The organism is Saccharothrix lopnurensis, assembly GCF_042658445.1.
Lineage (GTDB): Bacteria > Actinomycetota > Actinomycetes > Mycobacteriales > Pseudonocardiaceae > Actinosynnema > Actinosynnema lopnurensis.
In genome coordinates this window covers 61013-78167 of record NZ_JBHSQO010000019.1, presented here as the reverse complement: position 1 = coordinate 78167, position 17155 = coordinate 61013, and the positions used below count along the sequence as shown (strand labels likewise).

The window sequence follows — 17155 nt, the reverse complement described above, 5'->3', positions numbered from 1 at the left end:
CGTCAGGAGGTCAGCAGGTGGCACCGGAGGCGGAGTCGCTGCGGCGTTCGAGCAGGACGGTGTCGCGCCACACCCCGTGGTGTTGGGCGATGCGCTCGCGGACGCCGACGGTGCGGAAGCCGGCGGAGTGGTGCAGGGCGATGCTGGCGCGGTTCTCGGGGAAAATCGCGGTCTGGAGGGTCCAGAGGCCGCTTTCGTCGGCGGCGGTGACCTGCTTGTGCAGCAGCGCCTTGCCGATCCCTCGGCCGCGGGAGTCCTCGCCGACGTAGACGGAGGTTTCGGCGACGCCGGAGTAGCACTCGCGGGTGGAGACCGGGGTGGCGGCGGCCCAGCCGGCGATGTGGCCGTTGACTTCGGCGACCCAGCGGTGGTCGGGCAGCCACTTGGCGTCGAGGGTGCGGCGGCTGGGGGTTTCGGTCTCGAAGGTGGCGTTGCGGGTGGCGATGCCCTCGCCGTAGATGCGGCGCACGTCGCCCCAGTCGTCGTGGGTCATGGCGCGGACGGTGACGTCGTCGGGCAGGTCGGTGGGGCAGCACGGGCGGGTGACGATGGTGCCCATGACGGCGTCGGCGGCGTGGGGCAGGCCGGTGCAGCAGGCCGGGTTGACCGACACGAGGGTGGCGGTGCCCTCCTTGCGCAGCCGGACGAAGCCGACGTCGGCGAGCTTGCGCAGGTGGTGGGAGCAGGTGGACTGGCTGATGCCGACCGCCTCCGTCAGCGCGCCCACGGTGATCTCGCCCTGGTGGGTGGCGACGGTGTGCAGCAGCCGCACGCGCGTCGGGTCGGCCAGGCAGGCGAACCACTCGGCGTAGGTGGCGGCGTCCTCGTGGGCAAGGCCGACCTGAGGCAGGGTCGTGGTCATGGCACCTAGTCTATCGACGGGAACCGATGGTTGCATTCATCGATTCCGCTCGATAAGTTCTGGCCTAGTCGATCGAGGACAAGCGATGAAGGAGGCGGCTCGTGGACCAGTTTCCCGTGGTCGTGGTAGGTGCCGGTCCCAGTGGATTGGCGGCGGCTGCCCAGCTCTTGGAGCGCGGGTTGCGGCCGATGGTGCTGGAGGCAGGTCCGCAGGCGGGTGCGGCGGTGGCTCAGTGGCACCACGTGCGGCTGTTCTCGGCGTGGTCGGAGCTGGTCGACCCGGCGGCGCGGCGGCTGCTGGAGAGCACGGGCCGGTCCGTTCCGGAGACGGCCGGCTGTCCGACCGGTGCCGAGTGGGCGTCGGAGTACCTGGTGCCGCTGGCCGACGCGCTGGGAGAGCACGTCCGGTTCGGCGCGCGGGTGGTCGGGGTGGCCCGACGGGGCCGTGACCGGGTGGTGGACGCCGGCCGGGACAGCGAGCCGCTGACCGTGCACGTCGTGACCGCCGACGGCGAGGAGCGGATTCCCGCCCGCGCCGTGGTCGACGCCTCCGGCACCTGGGGCTCGCCCAACCCGCTGGGCGGCGACGGGCTGCCGGCGGTCGGCGAACGCGCGGCCGCCGACCGGATCGGCTACCGAGTGCCCGATCTCGGGCAGGAGTCGGCGCGGTACGCGGGCAGGCGGATCGCGGTGGCGGGCAGCGGACACTCGGCGTTGACGGCACTGGTCGCGCTGGCCGAGTTGGCGCGGGAATACCCCGGCACGCACATCACATGGGTGTTGCGCCGCGGCATGGTGGGCAGCGTCTTCGGTGGCGGCGAGGCCGACCAGCTACCGGCGCGGGGCGCGCTGGGGCTCAGGGCGAAGGAGGCGGCCAAGGCTGGGCATGTAGAGGTCGTCACCGGGTTCCGCACCTCCTCGGTCCACCGCGAGCCCGACGGCCGCCTGGTGCTGGAGTCGCAGGACGGGCACCGGCTGGCGCCGGTGGACGAGGTCGTCGTGCTGACCGGGTTCCGACCCGACCACTCGTGGCTGTCGGAGGTCCGGCTCGACCTGGACCCGGTGCTGGGAGCGCCGACGAAGCTCGCGCCGCTGATCGACCCGAACGCCCACTCCTGCGGCACGGTCTACCCGCACGGCGCGGACGAACTGCGCCAGCCCGAGCCGGGTGTCTACCTGGTGGGGATGAAGAGCTACGGGCGCGCGCCGACGTTCCTCGCCCTGACCGGCTACGAGCAGGTCCGCAGCGTCGTCGCCGAGATCGCCGGCGACCACGAGTCCGCCGGCAGGGTCGAACTGGTCCTGCCCGAGACCGGCGTGTGCGGCGGCTCGGGCGTGTTCGACGCTCCGCAGGAGGCAGCAGATGGGTGCTGTGGTGCGCCTGCCCTGGCGGACCTGACGCTGTCGACATCACGTGTCGGTCCCTGAAGTCCAGCAGCCCGGCGCCATCGAGGGGGGCGCCGGGCTGCGGCGTGTCCTGGTGATGCTGTGCCTGAGCCAGATCACCAGTTGGGGGATCCTCTACTACGCCTTCCCGGTGCTCGCGCCCTCGATCAGCGCGGACACCGGGTGGTCGCCGGCCGCCGTCACGGCGGGCTTCTCCCTGGCCCAGCTGGTCTCGGCCGCCGTGGGCGTGCCGCTGGGACACGTCTTGGACCGGCGCGGGCCCAGGGTCGTCATGACGGTGGGCTCGACCGTGGCGGTGGTGGCGGTGGTCGGCATGGCCACGGCGCGCTCGCTGCCGTGGTTCATCGGCGCGTGGGTGCTGATCGGCGCGACGATGGCGGCGGTGCTCTACCAGCCCGCGTTCGCCGCCCTGACCCGCTGGTACGGCGAACGCCGAGTCCAGGCGCTGACCGCGGTGACGCTGATCGGCGGTCTGGCCAGCACGGTGTTCGCCCCGCTCACCGCGAGCATCGCCGAACACCTCGACTGGCGCGGCACCTACCTCGTGCTCGCCGCGCTGCTGGCCGTCATCACCATTCCCGCGCACCTCCTGGGCCTGGGGCGCCCGTGGCCCCCGCACCGGCAGCAGGTGGGACACGATCCGAGTGCGGTCGCCCGCAGCAGGCCGTTCATCGTGCTGGTCGTCGCCCTCGGCCTGGGGTCCTTCGCCGTCTACGCCGTCGTGGTCGCCCTGGTGCCGTTGCTCACCGAACGGGGCCTGTCGACCACCACCGCCGCCTGGGCGCTGGGACTGGGCGGCGTCGGCCAGGTACTGGGACGCCTGGGCTACGCCCGGTTCGCCAGGGCCGCCGGCGTGCGGACCAGGACCGTGGTGGTGCTGCTCGCCGCATCGGCCACCACCCTGCTGCTGGGTCTGCTCCCCGGGCCGACCCTGCTGCTCATCGCCGCGTCCGTGCTCGCGGGTACCGCCCGCGGCGTCTTCACACTCGTCCAGGCCACCGCCATCTCCGACCGCTGGGGCACCGCCCACTACGGGCGCCTCAACGGCCTGCTGCAAGCGCCGATGGCCGTCACGGCCGCGATCGCCCCGTGGGTGGCCATCGCCCTGACCGGAGCGCTCGGCGGCTACCCGGAGGTGTTCATCGCGCTGGCGGTCGTGGGTGTGGTCGCCGCAGGGGTCTCGTGGAAGTCGGTGCCGCCGCCGTAAGGCGGAAGGCGGCCCGGGGCCGCCTTCCGGAACAGCGCAGAGGGTTGGTTCGCAGTTCACCTCCGCTTCGCCGCGCGTCGGTGGCGGGCACTTAAGGTTCTTGCATCGAGATTCGCCGATCCAGCCTGGTTGGCGTGCCCGAATGGACCGCATGGAGGTACCCGTGCTCTCCCGACCGACGACGGACGAGGGGGTCATCCCGCTGCCGTTGGCCGCTCCCAACCACGGCGGGCGTTCCGCTCTGACCTGCCGCTACCGCTGCGGCGACGCCTGCTTCCACGACGCACCCAACACCTCGGGCAACACCTACTTCGGCGACGTGGTCGCCTCGGTGGTGTCACGCCGTTCCGTGCTGCGCACCACCGCGGTGGCCCCGATGGCCGCCGTGGGCATCGGCGCCACCGCCGCGCCTGCCATGGCGCAGCACTCCGACCACCGCCCCGGCGGTGCGGACCCCCGCGGTCTGCGGTTCGAGGCGGTGACGCACAACCGCCAGGACGCCGTCGTGGTCCCGCGCGGCTACGAACAGGACGTCGTGATCCGCTGGGGCGACCCGGTCCTGCCCGGCGCCCCCGCGTTCGACCCGACCGGGCAGACCCCGGCGGCGCAAGCCGAGCAGTTCGGCTACAACGTCGACTACCTGGCGCTGTTGGAGCTGCCGCACGAGCGCCGGCGCTCGGTCATGGTCGCCAACCACGAGTACACCAGCGAGCAGGTCATGTTCGCCGGCTACGACCCGGCCAACCCGACGCGAGAGCAGGTGGAGATCGCCTGGGCGGCGCACGGCATGAGCGTGGGTCGTGCTCGACGAGGGCCGCTCCGGCGGGTTGTCCCCGGTGCGGCACCGGCTCAACCGGCGCATCACCGCCACCAGCACCCTGGAGCTGACCGGTCCCGCCGCGGGCAGCGCGCTGCTGAAGACCTCGGCCGACCCGACCGGGCGCACGGTGCTGGGCACGCTGAACAACTGCGGCGGTGGGGTGACGCCGTGGGGCACGGTGCTGTCGGGCGAGGAGAACTTCAACCAGTACTTCGGCAACGCCGACCTGGTCACCGACCCGACCACGAAGGCGCGGCTGGCCCGGTACGGCTTCCGCGGCCTGGCCAGCGAGCGCAAGTGGGAGCGGTTCGACGAGCGGTTCGACGTCTCCCGGGAACCGAACGAGGTCAACCGGCACGGCTGGATCGTCGAGATCGACCCCTTCGACCCCGACTCGACCCCGCGCAAGCGCACCGCGCTGGGGCGGTTCAAGCACGAGGCCGCCGAGCCGCGCCTGACCCGCGACGGCCGGGTCGTGCTCTACATGGGCGACGACGAGCGGTTCGACTACTTCTACAAGTTCGTGTCGCACAACCGGGTGAAGCCGGGCAACAGCAGGGCCGCCCGCCGCCACAACATGACGCTGCTGGACGAGGGCACGCTCTACGTCGCCCGATTCACCGGCAACAGCCCCGCCGCCGAGATCGACGGCAGCGGCGAGCTGCCCTCCGACGGCGCGTTCGACGGCTCCGGCCAGTGGATCGCGCTGGCCGGAGGCACGAAGTCCTTCGTCCCCGGCATGAGCGCCGACGAGGTCTACGTCTACACGCGGCTGGCGGCGGACAAGGTCGGCGCCACCAAGATGGACCGGCCCGAGGACGTCGAACCTCACCCGCGCACCGGCACCGTCTACATCGCGCTGACCAACAACTCCGATCGCGGCGCGGCGGGCAAGGCCGCCCCCGACGAGGTCAACCCCCGCACCCGCAACCGGCACGGCCAGATCGTCGAGGTCGAGGAGACCCGCGACGACCCAGCCGCGACGGGCTTCCGGTGGCGGCTGTTCCTGGTGTGCGGCGACCCGGCCGACCCGAGCACCTACTTCGCCGGGTACCCCAAGGACCGCGTGTCGGCGATCTCGTGCCCGGACAACCTGGCCTTCGACCACCACGGCAACCTGTGGATCTCCACCGACGGCAGCGCGCTGGGCTCCAACGACGGCCTGTTCGGCGTCGCGGTCGACGGTCGCGGCCGAGGGCTGGTCAAGCAGTTCCTCACCGTGCCGATCGGCGCGGAGACCTGCGGTCCGATCATCCAGGAGAACCGGGTCGTGGTCGCGGTGCAGCACCCCGGCGAGCTGGACGGCGCCACCGTCGAGAAGCCAGGCTCCACCTGGCCCGACGGGCCAGGCACGATCGCCCGCCCCTCCGTCGTGGTGGTGACCCGCTCGGGTCACCACCACGACCGGATCGGCGAGGAGTAGGCGCCCGGCCACCGATGGCCGGGTGATCGGTCAGTGGGAACGACTGGCCCGTCCCGGGTGCCCACGTCGCGGGCACCCGGGACACCCGAGCAGCTCCTTCCGCATCGGCCGCGCCAGGTCACCGGTGCGCTTGTCGCCGCCACCGATGAGGTACGGACCGCCGTCACCGCCGTGTCACAGGGACGGGTGCCATGACCATCGCCATCGCCGCCACACTGCTCACGGTCATCGCCGGATGGGCCGTCAGGCACGCGTTGTTGACGGGCCGACGGCTCACCTACGGCGTGCTGCTCGACACCAGCGTCGACGCCGACATGGTCTCGCCGCCGCGGAGCCACCGGCCGGCAGCCGCCGAACTACCAGGCTCGACGAGCATGGTGATCCTCCAGGTGCGCAATTCGGGCCTGTTCCCCATCACTGCGCAGGACTACGAACGGCCGTTGTCGTTCCACTTCGGCGATCGGGTCGTGCTGGTGCTGGGCGCTCGCGATGAGGCGGCGACTCCCCACCTGGAGGTCCACCTCGCAAACCACGGCCGAACGCTGGAGGTGGGCGCAGTCGGGTTGCGCCGCAATCGCGGCTTCGACCTGTTCCTGCTGCTGCTCGGAGACGGCGAGCGCCGGGTGGGCCACGCGGGTGTCCTGCGGCGAGGCCGCATCACGTCGAAGGCGATCGACTGATCCGGCTCCGGCTCCGGGGTGCCGCCCCCGGTTCGTCGGCGATCGTGCGCACCGCGGCGCGGGCGGTCGGTCCGACGCCGATCAGGGTGGCCGAGGCGGGACCGGTCCAGTTGCCGTAGCCCAGCAGGTGGAGGCGGGGTCTGCCGGTAACGCGGCCGTGGTGGTCGCGCAGGCCCAGGGGTGCCAGGTGGCCGAGAGCGGGGCGGAACCCGGTGCACCAGATGACCGTGTCCGCCGCGGCCAGGAGTTCGCGGTCCATGGGGTGGGCGGTGAGCAGGCCGCGGTCGCGGGCTTCGCGGACGGGTGGGACGGCGACGATGTCGCCGAGGGCGCCGACGCCGCCGGGGTTGTGGGTGGCGATGCCGAACAGGGTCCTGCCGTCGATCTCGTCAGGCAGGTAGCGAGGTGGTCGGCGGGTGATCCAGGTCAGGTCGACGTGGCCGGCGAGGTCGGCGGCGATTTGGGCGCCGGAGTTGCCGCCGCCGACCACCACGACGCGCTGCCCTGTCAGCTGTCGCGGGTTGCGGTACTGCACGGTGTGCAGTTGCCTGCCGCCGAGGCGCCGGGCGAGCGCCGGGACGAAGGGCCGCCACCAGGTTCCGGTGGCGCTGATCACGGCCTCGGCGAAGCGGCCGTCCACGTCGTAGCCGCTGTCGACCCGCCGCACCGAGCGGACGCGGACGCCGCGCTCGACCGGCAGCTCGTAGCGCTTCTCGTAGGCGGTGAGGTAGTCGACGACGTGCTGGGCGGTCGGATAGCCGTCACCCGGGTAGCGGGGCATCGGCCACCCGGGCAGGGGACTGTGCCGTGCCGGGGAGAACAGGCGCAGCGAGTCCCAGCCATGCCGCCACGCGCCGCCGGGCTCGGGTTGGGCGTCGAGGATCGTGAAGTCCAGCCCGGCCCGGCGGAGGTGGTAGCCGGCGGCGAGCCCCGCTTGGCCGCCGCCGATGACGATGACGGTCAGGTAGTGCTCCAGCGCTTGCGCAGCCAGAGGCTGACGTAGACCAGGCCCACCAGCACCGGCACCTCGATCAGCGGCCCGACCACACCGGCGAGCGCTTGGCCGGAGGTCACGCCGAACACGCCGATGGCCACCGCGATGGCCAGCTCGAAGTTGTTGCCGGCGGCGGTGAAGGCCAGCGTGGTGGTGCGCTCGTAGGACAGGCCGGCGGCTTTGCCCAGGGCGTAGCCGCCGAACCACATCACGGCGAAGTAGACCAGCAGCGGCAGGGCGATGCGGGCCACGTCGAGCGGCTGGGAGGTGATCCGGTCGCCTTGGAGAGCAAACAGCAGGACGATGGTGAACAGCAGCCCGTAGAGGGCGACCGGGCCGATCTTGGGCAGGAAGCGGGACTCGTACCAGTCGCGGCCGCGGGTGCGCTCGCCGAGGCGGCGGCTGAGGTAGCCGGCGGCGAGCGGGATGCCCAGGAAGACGACCACGGACAGGGCGATCTCCCACGGCGAGAAGTCGACGCTGGTGGTGTCCAGCCCGAGCCACCCGGGCAGCAGGTCGAGGTAGAACCAGCCCAGTACACCGAACATGAGCACCTGGAAGACCGAGTTGAGCGCGACCAGCACGGCGGCGGCCTCCCGGTCGCCGCAGGCCAGGTCGTTCCAGATGATCACCATGGCGATGCAGCGGGCCAGGCCCACGATGATCAACCCGGTGCGGTACTCGGGCAGGTCCGCCAGGAAGACCCAGGCCAGGGCGAACATCAGCGCCGGGCCCAGCACCCAGTTGAGCACCAGCGACAGCACCAGGGTGCGCCGGTCGCCGGTGACGCTGTCCAACCTGTCGTAGCGGACTTTGGCCAGCACCGGGTACATCATCAGCAGCAGGCCCAGCGCGATCGGCAGCGAGACCTCGGAGACCTTGACCACCTCCAACACGCCTTGCAGGCCGGGCACGAAGCGCCCCAGGGCCAGGCCGGCGACCATCGCCAGGCCGATCCACAGCGGGAGAAAGCGGTCGAGGAAGGACAATCCGCGCAGGACGTCCGACCGGTCGGTGGTGGGCGCGCTCAACAGGGCCTCCGGGGTTGATCAGTGGTGCGCACCTTGTCGGCGAGCGCGGTCAGGGAACCCGCGGCGCGGTCCAGCGCCTCGGGCACGAGCCGGTAGTAGGTGAAGCGACCACACGGCTCGGTCTCCACGAGACCGGCCTCGCGCAGCAGCCTGAGGTGGTTGGAGATGTTGGTCTGCTTCGCCCCGGTCTCCTCGACCAGGTGGCAGGTGCACAACGCCTCGTCCGCCAGCAGCTCCACGATCCGGGCACGCAGGGGATCGGCCAGGACGCGCAACACATCAGCATCAAGTGACATCAGCACGAGATGATATCAGTACAAGCTGATGCCTTGTGTTCGTGGTGCGTCTTCCAGGCACGAGGCACACGCGCGGCGCTCTTCGGATTCCGAACCTGGTTTTGGACCACGCCTCGGGTGTGCGAGCCCACCGTTCGGGTTGACGTCGGACGGTGGGCCCGGTCGGGAAATGCGCCGCTCGCCGGAAGTCGTGCGTGCCGTCAGGAGCGCTCCGTCGGCGTCCGAAGGGTTCGAGCTGGTCGCTGCCGACGAGGACGGTGCGCTCCGATGAGTGCGGGGGGGATGACTCAGTGCACAGGGACGGCGATCGCGGAGGCGACACCAATGTCTCTGCGCACAGCCGGCAGCGACCCTGCACAGGCCATGACAACCGCACCGCCGCCCCACGAGGTTCGCGAGCGGGAAGGGCGGGGTTCCGGGGTACTCACACGGGAACTCCGAACAGGTCGGCCAGCAGGGCTGCGGCGGTGCCGGGAGCGCGCACGGTCAGTTCCAGCGCAGCGGGGGTCAGGTGCAGGGTGAAGTCGAAGAACGCGCAGCAGTCCTTTTCGGCCGCGGCCAGCGCGGCGACCTCGGCGGCCAGCTCGGGCGTGCCCGGGAACGCCAACACCACCCCGTCCGCGGTGTCGCGCCGGTCGGTGGCCCGCGCCGTGACCCGCTGCCACTGCGCGGTCCGCTCGCCCAGCGCCGGACCGTCGAGCGTGCACGCCACCGGAACGTCCCGCCACGACTTCTCAGCCACACCGGCGGCCTCTTCAGGGCGGGGGGGGTACGCGACAGCGTCACCGGAACGGCGCCCGACGCGGTGGTGGCGGTGGTGCAGCCGCAGTCCGGTCCGCACCCGCCCGTCGGGGCCGGTGTCGACAACCGCTCGTGCACCCCGGCCAGTCGCGTGGAGAACGCCACGAGCTCGGCCCGGCGGCGGTCGGCGGCGGCGATGCGCTCGGCGATCAGCGGCAGCATCCGTTCCCGCACCGTCGCGCATACTCCCTGCTCCCACACGCCGAGCAGGTCGCGGATCGCCTCCAGCGGCAGGCCGAGCGTCTTGGCCGAGGAGATGAACGCCAACCGCTCGACGGCGTCTGGACCGTAGACCCGGTAGCCGTTGGCGGTCCGACCGGCGGGCAGCAACCCGACCGTCTCGTAGAAGCGCAGCGTCGTCGCTGGGACACCGGTGCGGGCCACGAGCTGGGAAATCCGCGAACTGGTCACGCACCGAACGTAAACCTTCGACCCGACTCGAAGGTCAAGCCCGGTGAGCGAACCGCTCCCCACAACGTCGACGGATCACCGCCGCCGCGCGGCGGGACGGTGCGGGCGGGACAGAAAGTGGGTGGTCCGGTCGACACAGGCGCGCTAGGTGTCGCCATGCAGGGCGAACAGGTGCGGTTCCTCGACCGCACGAACCCGCAGGTGTACCGCCACCAACAGGGCCATCAAATCCGATAGCGACACCACGTCGCCTGTGGTGAGGCCCAGTCCGGCACCGGTGGCGGTCATGGCGGTGAAGCCCGAGGTTGCATACGCGGGCGAAAAGCCCATCGGTGATCAAGGCGGTGACCTCGACGGGGTCGACGCCCACGCGCCATCCGGCCCACCGGTGCCCACCCGCCGGGTACGGCTGTTGGTCGCCGCCACCATCGCCTACAACGTCATCGAACCGAGAAGATTCATGAAATTTAATACGAACCTTTCGCCATGCCGAAAAACGCAAGAGTTGCAGAAGTCGGGCCGCCCGCGAGATCCGACCCAACGACCAACTAGAACAAATCGCGCAACCAGCGCCAAGCCGTGTACGCAATTTGTAGGGCAGCAGCGAAAATCCCGGCCCTGGACTGCCCCGGACCCTCGAAGCGCCGAGCCGGCCGAGCTCGGCGCTTCGACGCCGCTCGCGAACGAATCACCATGTCAACTCCCAGGAACGGAACCTTGTCGGGGACCGGCCTTCCAGTGCCCGCGAGGCACTGGAAGTTCGAGGCGAGTGTTCGCCGGTCCGGAATTGAACCACTTCGCCCGAGAGCGCGGCAACCACCAAACCGCCCCGCTTCCGGGACATGTCTCACTTCACGGAGAACATGGTGAGACAGACGAAGACCAAAGAGGCCCGAAAGGCGTACTGGCGTCGGAAACAACCAGTACCAATCGGCATCAACCGGCATCAACCAGCACCAGTACGCGTCTCACCCAACTCGAGTTTCATGAGACAGCCGACCAGCGAAAACAACAACGAAGTGATACGTTTCACACCACCACAGCTCAGCCCTGATGCTGGTGCTCGACCGGTTCGTCGCGCAGCGGCCCGCCGGGGCGCAGCATCTGCTCCATGGTGTCCAACGCGGCGTGCTCGACCTGGTACCAACTCCAGGTGCCGCGCCGCTCGCGAGTGAGCACACCGGCATTGACCAGGATTTTCAGGTGGTGACTGAGCGAGGACTGGGGCATGTCGAATTCGGCGGCGAGGTCGCAGAAGCACGCCTCACCCGAGGGCGCCCGCCGCACAAGGGCCAGCAGTTGCACCCGTACCGGGTCGGCCAGGGCCTTGAACAGCTGCGCCGCCGCCGCGGGGTCGCGCTCGTCCGCCATGAGCAGCGCAGCCTCCCCGCTGGTCCGAAATCCGTCGATGCAATGGTCGCATCCTCAACGACCGGGGTGAACGTCAGGTGAACGCGGCGGCACGGTGAACTGATAACCCAGCCGACGGACGACGCGGATCCACTGTGGATCTTGGTCGTCGTCGCCCAGACGCTTGCGCAGGCGTCCGACGTGCACGTTCAGGCTGTTGCTCGACGGTGGGGCCTGGCCCCACAAAGCCTCGCTGACGGCCTGGCGGGTGAGCACCGAGCCGACCCGTTCGGCGAGGTAGCGCAAGAGCAGGAACTCCATGGGCGGGAGGTTGACCTCGATGCCGTCGAGCCACATGCGGGGCACCTCGCCGTCGACCTTGAGGCGGCCGAGGTCGATGGCCATGGGCCGGATGTCGATCTTCTCGGTACCGGTGGACAGGGACTTGAGCAGCGCGAGGAGCTGTTTGACCCGGTAGGGGCGGGGGACGACGATGCTGGCTCCGGCGTCGGTGGCGCGGCTGGCGAAGTCGCCGCCCGGGTCGGCGCCGACGACCACCGGGACGTCGGGGTCGTCGGCGCGCACGATCGACAGGAACTCGAGCGGGTCCAGGCGCCCGGCGGCGGGGCCGAGCAGGACCACGTCGGGGCAGGTCCGGCCGACGACGAGCAGGGCTTCGGCCGGGTCCGGGCAGGTGCGCAGCTCCACGGGCTGCCCGGCCATCGACCGGGCCAGCTCGTCGGCCTCGGGCCCGCCGTCGACCACGAGGAGGGCGAGTCGGTCGGGCAGCTTGCGGCCCGTGGTGCGGCAGGCCCGTCCGCGGCTGTGGAAGCGGGAGTTGTCCGACTCCCACGCCGCTACCACCGGACCGGGCATGTCAGCCGAACCTGCCGGTGATGTACGCCTCGGTGCGGGCGTCGGAGGGGTTGCCGAAGATGTGCTCGGTGGTGGCGAACTCGACGAGCTTGCCGGTGCGCTGGCCCTGCTCGTCGGCCTCGGCGGTGAAGAAGCCGGTGCGCTGCGAGACGCGGGCGGCCTGCTGCATGTTGTGGGTGACGATGATGATGGTGAACCGCTCGGCGAGCTCGACCATCAGGTCCTCGATCTTGGCGGTGGCGATCGGGTCGAGCGCGGAACAGGGCTCGTCCATGAGGATCACCTCGGGCGAGGTGGCGATGGCGCGGGCGATGCATAGCCGCTGCTGCTGGCCGCCGGACAGACCGAAGGCGTTCTGCTTGAGCTTGTCCTTGACCTCGTCCCACAGGGCCGCGCCGTGCAGGGCTCGCTCGACGACCTCGTCCATGCTGTCGACCTTCATGCCGGTGACGCGGGGGCCGTAGGCGACGTTGTCGTAGATGGACTTGGGGAACGGGTTGGGCTTCTGGAACACCATGCCGATGCGGCGGCGGACCTCGATGACGTCGACCTCGGGGGCGTAGATGTCGGTGCCGTGGTAGGCGACCGCGCCGACGACTCGGGCGCCGGGCACGAGGTCGTTCATGCGGTTGAGGCAGCGCAGCACGGTGGACTTGCCGCAGCCGGACGGGCCGATCAGCGCGGTGATCTCGCGGCTGCCGAAGCTCATGTCGACGTCGGTGACCGCGCGGAAGTCGCCGTAGTAAACCTCGAGATCCTTGAGGGTGATCACACCGTCGGGTTCTCCTCCCACGGATCGGGGGTGGTTGTCCCGCCCCACGGTCACGTGCGGGGTGGGCTGGTCGTCGCGGGTCACGTGGTCCTGCTTCGCTCTGGTCACGGGGGTCTCCTTCACGGCGCGCCTCACCACCGGCGCTGGTAGCGGTTGCGCAGCCAGATGGCCAGCGCGTTCATCGCCAGCAGGACGATGATCAGCAGCAGGATCGCGGCGTAGGCCAGGTCGCGGAACTCCTGGCGGTCCTGCGGCACGAGGTTGTAGATCTGCACAGGCAGGGTGGTGTAGCGGGAGAAGATCCCGTCGGGGTTGAAGGTGATGAACGTGGTCGCGCCGACCAGGATCAGCGGGGCGGCCTCGCCGATCGCGCGGGACAGGGCGAGGATCGAGCCGGTGGCGATGCCGGGCACGGCGGCGGGCAGGGTTTGTCGCCAGGTGGTCTGCCACAGCGTGGCGCCGAGGGCGAGCGATCCGCTGCGGATCTCGGAGGGCACCGACCGCAGCGCTTCCCTGGTGGTGATGATGACCACCGGCAGGATCAACAGGGACAGGGCGACGCCGCCCGCGAGCACCACCGCGCCGACCGAGAGGGGTCCCCGGACGACGAACGCGAGGGTGAGGATGCCGTAGATGACCGTGGGCACGGCGGCGAGGTTCTGGATGTTCAGCTCGATCAGCCGGTTCCACCACGCGCGCGGGTCGGCGTACTCCTCCAGGTAGACCGCCGCGCCGATGCCCAGCGGCAGGGCGATGAGCGCGGTGAGGCCGCTGACCCATAGCGTGCCGTACAGCGCCGAGGCCACGCCCGCGGTCTCCGGGTGGATCTTCGACGGTTGCCGGGTGACCAGGTCGAGGTCGAAGCGGGCCAGGCCCTTCTGGATGATGACGGCGAGGATGAAGAACAGGAAGGCGCAGATGATCGCCAGGCACGCCCACAGCACGGCCGCGAAGATCGTCGACGACGTGCTGCCTCGGCGCCCCGAGCGCAGTGCCCCGGCCGGGTTCCGGGTCGTGGTGCTCATCAGTAAACCTGCCTGTACTTGCGGACCAGCCGGATGCTGATCATGTTGATCAGCAGGGTCATCACGAACAGCAGCGCGCCCACGGCGAACAGCGAGTAGTAGACGGGGCTGCCCTGCGGGGCGTCACCGGAGGCGATCTGGGCGATGAAGCCGGTCATGGTCTGCGCGCCCTCGCGCGGGTCGAAGGTCAGGTGCGCCTTGCTGCCCGCCGCGATCGTCACGATCATGGTCTCGCCGACGGCGCGGGAGATGCCGAGCACGATCGCGGCGACGATGCCGGACAGCGCGGCGGGGAAGACCACGCGCAACGTCGTCCTCATGCGGTTGGCTCCCAGCGCGTAGGAGCCCTGCCGCAGCACCAGGGGAACGGCCGACATGGCGTCCTCACTGAGCGATGCGACCGTCGGCACGATCATGAATCCCATGACGATGCCTGGCGCGAGGTTGGTGTGGATGCCCTCGAAGTCGACGACCAGGGCGAGTGCCGGCGTGATGATCGTCAACGCGAGGAAGCCGTAGACCACCGTCGGGATGCCCGCCAGGATCTCCAGCACCGGCTTGAGCACCTTCCGGACGCGGTCGGAGGCGTACTCGCTGAGGTAGATCGCCGCGCCCAGGCCGAGGGGAACCGCGACCACCAGCGCGATGAGGGTGATCATCAGCGTGGACACGACCAGCGGCAGCACACCCCAGGACTTGTCGTCCCAGGTGAACTTGTCGCCGAAGGACGCGGTCCACTGGGTGCCGAACAGGAACTCCCCCACGCCGACGTGCCCGAAGAAGCTGATCAACGGGGTGAGCAGGGACAGCACGATGCCGGCGGTGACGGCCACCGACAGCAGCGCCGCGCCCATCAGGGCGATGTGGATGGCCTTCTCGCCGAAGCGGCGACGCTGCGGGGTCAGGTCGACCGCGACTCCCCTCCACAGGTCCGGGTGGCCTCCCGTTTCCGGGAGACCACCCTCGGTGCGGTGACCGCCGGTCACTTGCCCGCCTTGGCCTTGAGCTCGGTCAGGGCGTCCTTGGCCTTGGTCTTCTGCTCCTCGGTCAGCGGCACGAAGCGCGCGGCCTCGACGACCTCGTCGTTGTGCTCCAGGTAGAACTCGACGAACGCCTCCACCTGCGGCTTGGCCAGCGCGGTGTTGGAGGGGTAGATGAACAGCGGTCGGGCCAGCGGCGCGTAGGTGCCGTCCTGCGCGGTCTCCACCGACGGCTCGACGCAACCCGCCCCGCCGTCGACCTTCAGCGCCTTGAGCCTGGAGGCGTTCTCCTCGAAGTAGGAGAACCCGAAGTACCCGAGCGCGCCCTTGGCGCCGGACACGCCCTGGACGGTGATGTTGTCGTCCTCGGTGGGGTTGTAGTCGGTCCGGCTCTCACCCTCCTTGCCGTTGACGGCCTGGGTGAAGTAGTCGAATGTGCCGGAGTCGGCACCCGCGCCGTAGAGGTTCAGCGGCTCGTCGGGGTAGGACGGGTCGACCTCCTTCCAGCTCTTGACCGTCGAGCCCGGCTCCCAGATCTTCTTCAGCTGCTCGACGGTGAGGCAGTCGGTCCAGGTGTTCTCCTTGTTCACCACGACGGTCAAGGCGTCGTTGGCGACCTGGAGCTCGGTGTAGCTGATGCTCTTGTCGCCGCAGAGCTTGCCCTCCTCGTCCTTGATCGGACGGGAGGCGTTGGAGATGTCGGTCTCGCCGGCGCAGAACTTCTTGAAGCCGCCGCCGGTGCCCGAGGTGCCGACGGTGACCTGGACGTCGGGGTTCTCCCCCATGAACAGCTCGCCGGCGGCGGCCGAGAGCGGTTCGACGGTGCTGGAGCCGTCGATCACCACCGGGCCGGACGGCTTCTGCTCGCCCTGTGCCGCGCCACCGTCGTCCTGGCCGCCTCCACAGGCGGTCAGGACCAGGGCGGCGGCTGCCCCGATCGCGATCATGTGCGCACGCTTGGCCTGACGGATGGTCACTGACGTGCCTCCTGCTTGATCCCCGGGTCTGGAGCCGGGACGACTGGAGCCCCGCGTTCCGAGGCCCTTGCATCGAAGTTTTTCGTTCTAAACGGAAGGTGAACTACAGGTGACCGCCAGCTCTAGGATTGAAAAATCTCGATCCAACAAGTGTCAGATCACGTGCCGCCGAGCAGCGCACGCACGACGGCGACCCGCTCGGCCACCACTTCATACCGCCCTTCGACACCGCTCGTGACCAGCCCCGCGTCAAGCAGGACGCGCAGGTGGCCGACCACGAGGTCCTCGGCGACGCCCATGCGCGACGCGAGGCCGGAGGGCCCCGCACCCGGCTCCCCCTCCAACAGCCAGAGCAGTCGAACGCGCACCGGGTCGGACAGCGCCTCGAACACGTCGGCGGCCGATCGCGCCTCCCCGAAGGGGAGTGGACCACCGACTCGGGCACACCGGATCGGGCGGCTCACCAGGGGCGCACCACCCACGCGCAGGTCACCCGGGAACTCCACCACGACCTCCGAGCGTAGGGCCTGGATTGACATAAGTCGATCCAACCTGCTGTGCTCCGCGACGACGATCGCCGGTCCAGGGAGGGACCTCATGCACCGCGGGGACGGTCTTCCGCACCACGAGATCGGCGACCAGCTGCACCGCATCGCGGACGAGCTGACCGACAGGTTCCAGGGGGTGTTCAGCGCGCAGACCGTCCGCCGCTTCGTGGCCGAGACCTACGACCTGCTCGACGCCGGGGCGACGGTCCGCACGCACCTGGCCGCGCTGACCGCGCGGTTCGCCCGGCAGCGGCTGACCGACCTGGGCCGCTTGACGGGCCTGACCACGGTGACCGTCCCACAGGTGCTGTTCGTGTGCGTGCACAACGTCGGGCGCTCGCAGATGGCCGCCGCGCTGCTGGAGCACCACGCGTTCGGCAAGGTCGCCGTGCGCTCGGCGGGCAGCAACCCGCTGGGCGTCATCCCGAACACCATCGTGGACGCCCTGGGCGAACTGGGCATCCCGCTCACCCGCGGTTATCCGAAGCCGCTGACCGACGAGGTCGTCCGCGCGGCCGATGTGGTCGTCACCATGGGGTGCGGCGACGCCTGCCCGGTATACCCGGGCAAGCGCTACCTCGACTGGCAGGTGGCCGACCCCGTGGACGCGCCGATGGAGACCGTGCGCGTCATCCGCGACGACATCGACCGCCGCGTCCGCGGCCTGATCACCGACCTGCGCGACTGACCGGCCTG

Annotated in this window: 17 protein-coding genes and 2 pseudogenes; 5 read left to right on the top strand and 14 right to left on the bottom strand. The window is 70.3% G+C overall.

All coding sequences use genetic code 11. From position 1 onward, the window contains the following. Window positions 1-10: 10 nt before the first annotated feature. Window positions 11-862 (bottom strand): helix-turn-helix domain-containing GNAT family N-acetyltransferase, encoded by an 852-nt coding sequence (locus ACFP3R_RS20000; protein ID WP_380637788.1) that lies wholly within the window; start codon window positions 860-862, stop codon window positions 11-13. 101 nt (window positions 863-963) lie between these two features. On the opposite strand from ACFP3R_RS20000, the gene ACFP3R_RS19995 reads away from it, so the two are divergent. From ACFP3R_RS19995 to ACFP3R_RS19980, 4 genes and pseudogenes are all read left to right on the top strand, one after another. Continuing rightward, the gene (locus tag ACFP3R_RS19995) at window positions 964-2289 is read left to right on the top strand and encodes an FAD-dependent oxidoreductase (protein ID WP_380637787.1); all 1326 of its coding nucleotides are present in this window, start codon (window positions 964-966) and stop codon (window positions 2287-2289) included. Next, window positions 2276-3475: an MFS transporter gene (locus ACFP3R_RS19990; protein ID WP_380637785.1), complete on the top strand. Its 1200-nt coding sequence runs from the start codon at window positions 2276-2278 to the stop codon at window positions 3473-3475. The genes ACFP3R_RS19995 and ACFP3R_RS19990 overlap by 14 nt, the downstream gene beginning before the upstream one ends. 151 nt (window positions 3476-3626) lie before the next feature. Next, a pseudogene (locus ACFP3R_RS19985) lies at window positions 3627-5718 on the top strand (PhoX family protein). Window positions 5719-5909: 191 nt separating this feature from the next. Beyond that, window positions 5910-6398 (top strand): hypothetical protein, encoded by a 489-nt coding sequence (locus ACFP3R_RS19980; RefSeq protein WP_380637784.1) that lies wholly within the window; start codon window positions 5910-5912, stop codon window positions 6396-6398. Here ACFP3R_RS19980 and ACFP3R_RS19975 read toward each other — a convergent pair. The 13 genes and pseudogenes from ACFP3R_RS19975 to ACFP3R_RS19915 form a co-directional block, all read right to left on the bottom strand. Next, the gene (locus tag ACFP3R_RS19975) at window positions 6376-7347 is read right to left on the bottom strand and encodes an NAD(P)-binding domain-containing protein (protein WP_380637881.1); all 972 of its coding nucleotides are present in this window, start codon (window positions 7345-7347) and stop codon (window positions 6376-6378) included. The two genes, ACFP3R_RS19980 and ACFP3R_RS19975, sit on opposite strands and share 23 nt — an antisense overlap. Before the next feature lie 11 nt (window positions 7348-7358). Then, window positions 7359-8423: an ACR3 family arsenite efflux transporter gene (gene arsB / locus ACFP3R_RS19970; protein ID WP_380637782.1), complete on the bottom strand. Its 1065-nt coding sequence runs from the start codon at window positions 8421-8423 to the stop codon at window positions 7359-7361. After that, window positions 8420-8719, bottom strand: a complete 300-nt coding sequence (locus ACFP3R_RS19965; protein ID WP_380637780.1) for an ArsR/SmtB family transcription factor — start codon at window positions 8717-8719, stop codon at window positions 8420-8422. The genes arsB and ACFP3R_RS19965 overlap by 4 nt, the downstream gene beginning before the upstream one ends. 424 nt (window positions 8720-9143) lie before the next feature. Further along, entirely contained in the window at window positions 9144-9461 is a 318-nt protein-coding gene (locus ACFP3R_RS19960; protein ID WP_380637890.1) for a hypothetical protein, read from the bottom strand. 197 nt (window positions 9462-9658) lie between these two features. After that, window positions 9659-9904, bottom strand: a pseudogene (locus ACFP3R_RS19955) (MerR family transcriptional regulator); the annotation flags it as partial. 171 nt (window positions 9905-10075) lie between these two features. Then, the gene (locus ACFP3R_RS19950) at window positions 10076-10261 is read right to left on the bottom strand and encodes a hypothetical protein (RefSeq protein WP_380637778.1); all 186 of its coding nucleotides are present in this window, start codon (window positions 10259-10261) and stop codon (window positions 10076-10078) included. A gap of 714 nt (window positions 10262-10975) precedes the next feature. Next, window positions 10976-11302 (bottom strand): ArsR/SmtB family transcription factor, encoded by a 327-nt coding sequence (locus ACFP3R_RS19945; protein WP_380637776.1) that lies wholly within the window; start codon window positions 11300-11302, stop codon window positions 10976-10978. 54 nt (window positions 11303-11356) lie between these two features. Further along, window positions 11357-12157: a response regulator transcription factor gene (locus tag ACFP3R_RS19940; RefSeq protein ID WP_380637774.1), complete on the bottom strand. Its 801-nt coding sequence runs from the start codon at window positions 12155-12157 to the stop codon at window positions 11357-11359. Between the two features lies 1 nt (window position 12158). After that, complete coding sequence (gene pstB, locus ACFP3R_RS19935; RefSeq protein WP_380637879.1) at window positions 12159-12929, bottom strand: phosphate ABC transporter ATP-binding protein PstB; 771 nt, start codon at window positions 12927-12929, stop codon at window positions 12159-12161. Between the two features lie 131 nt (window positions 12930-13060). Further along, on the bottom strand, window positions 13061-13954 hold the full coding sequence (gene pstA, locus ACFP3R_RS19930; protein WP_380637772.1) for a phosphate ABC transporter permease PstA: 894 nt from the start codon (window positions 13952-13954) through the stop codon (window positions 13061-13063). After that, window positions 13954-14940, bottom strand: coding sequence for a phosphate ABC transporter permease subunit PstC (gene pstC / locus ACFP3R_RS19925; RefSeq protein WP_380637771.1), 987 nt, complete (start codon window positions 14938-14940; stop codon window positions 13954-13956). The genes pstA and pstC overlap by 1 nt, the downstream gene beginning before the upstream one ends. Continuing rightward, the gene (locus tag ACFP3R_RS19920; protein ID WP_380637769.1) at window positions 14937-15911 is read right to left on the bottom strand and encodes a PstS family phosphate ABC transporter substrate-binding protein; all 975 of its coding nucleotides are present in this window, start codon (window positions 15909-15911) and stop codon (window positions 14937-14939) included. Before ACFP3R_RS19920 ends, pstC begins: the two co-directional genes overlap by 4 nt. Window positions 15912-16069: 158 nt before the next feature. After that, the gene (locus tag ACFP3R_RS19915; protein WP_380637768.1) at window positions 16070-16420 is read right to left on the bottom strand and encodes an ArsR/SmtB family transcription factor; all 351 of its coding nucleotides are present in this window, start codon (window positions 16418-16420) and stop codon (window positions 16070-16072) included. An 88-nt stretch (window positions 16421-16508) separates the two neighbouring features. Here ACFP3R_RS19915 and ACFP3R_RS19910 point away from each other — a divergent pair, with 88 nt between their 5' ends. After that, window positions 16509-17147, top strand: a complete 639-nt coding sequence (locus ACFP3R_RS19910; protein ID WP_380637766.1) for an arsenate reductase ArsC — start codon at window positions 16509-16511, stop codon at window positions 17145-17147. Window positions 17148-17155 lie beyond the last annotated feature (8 nt).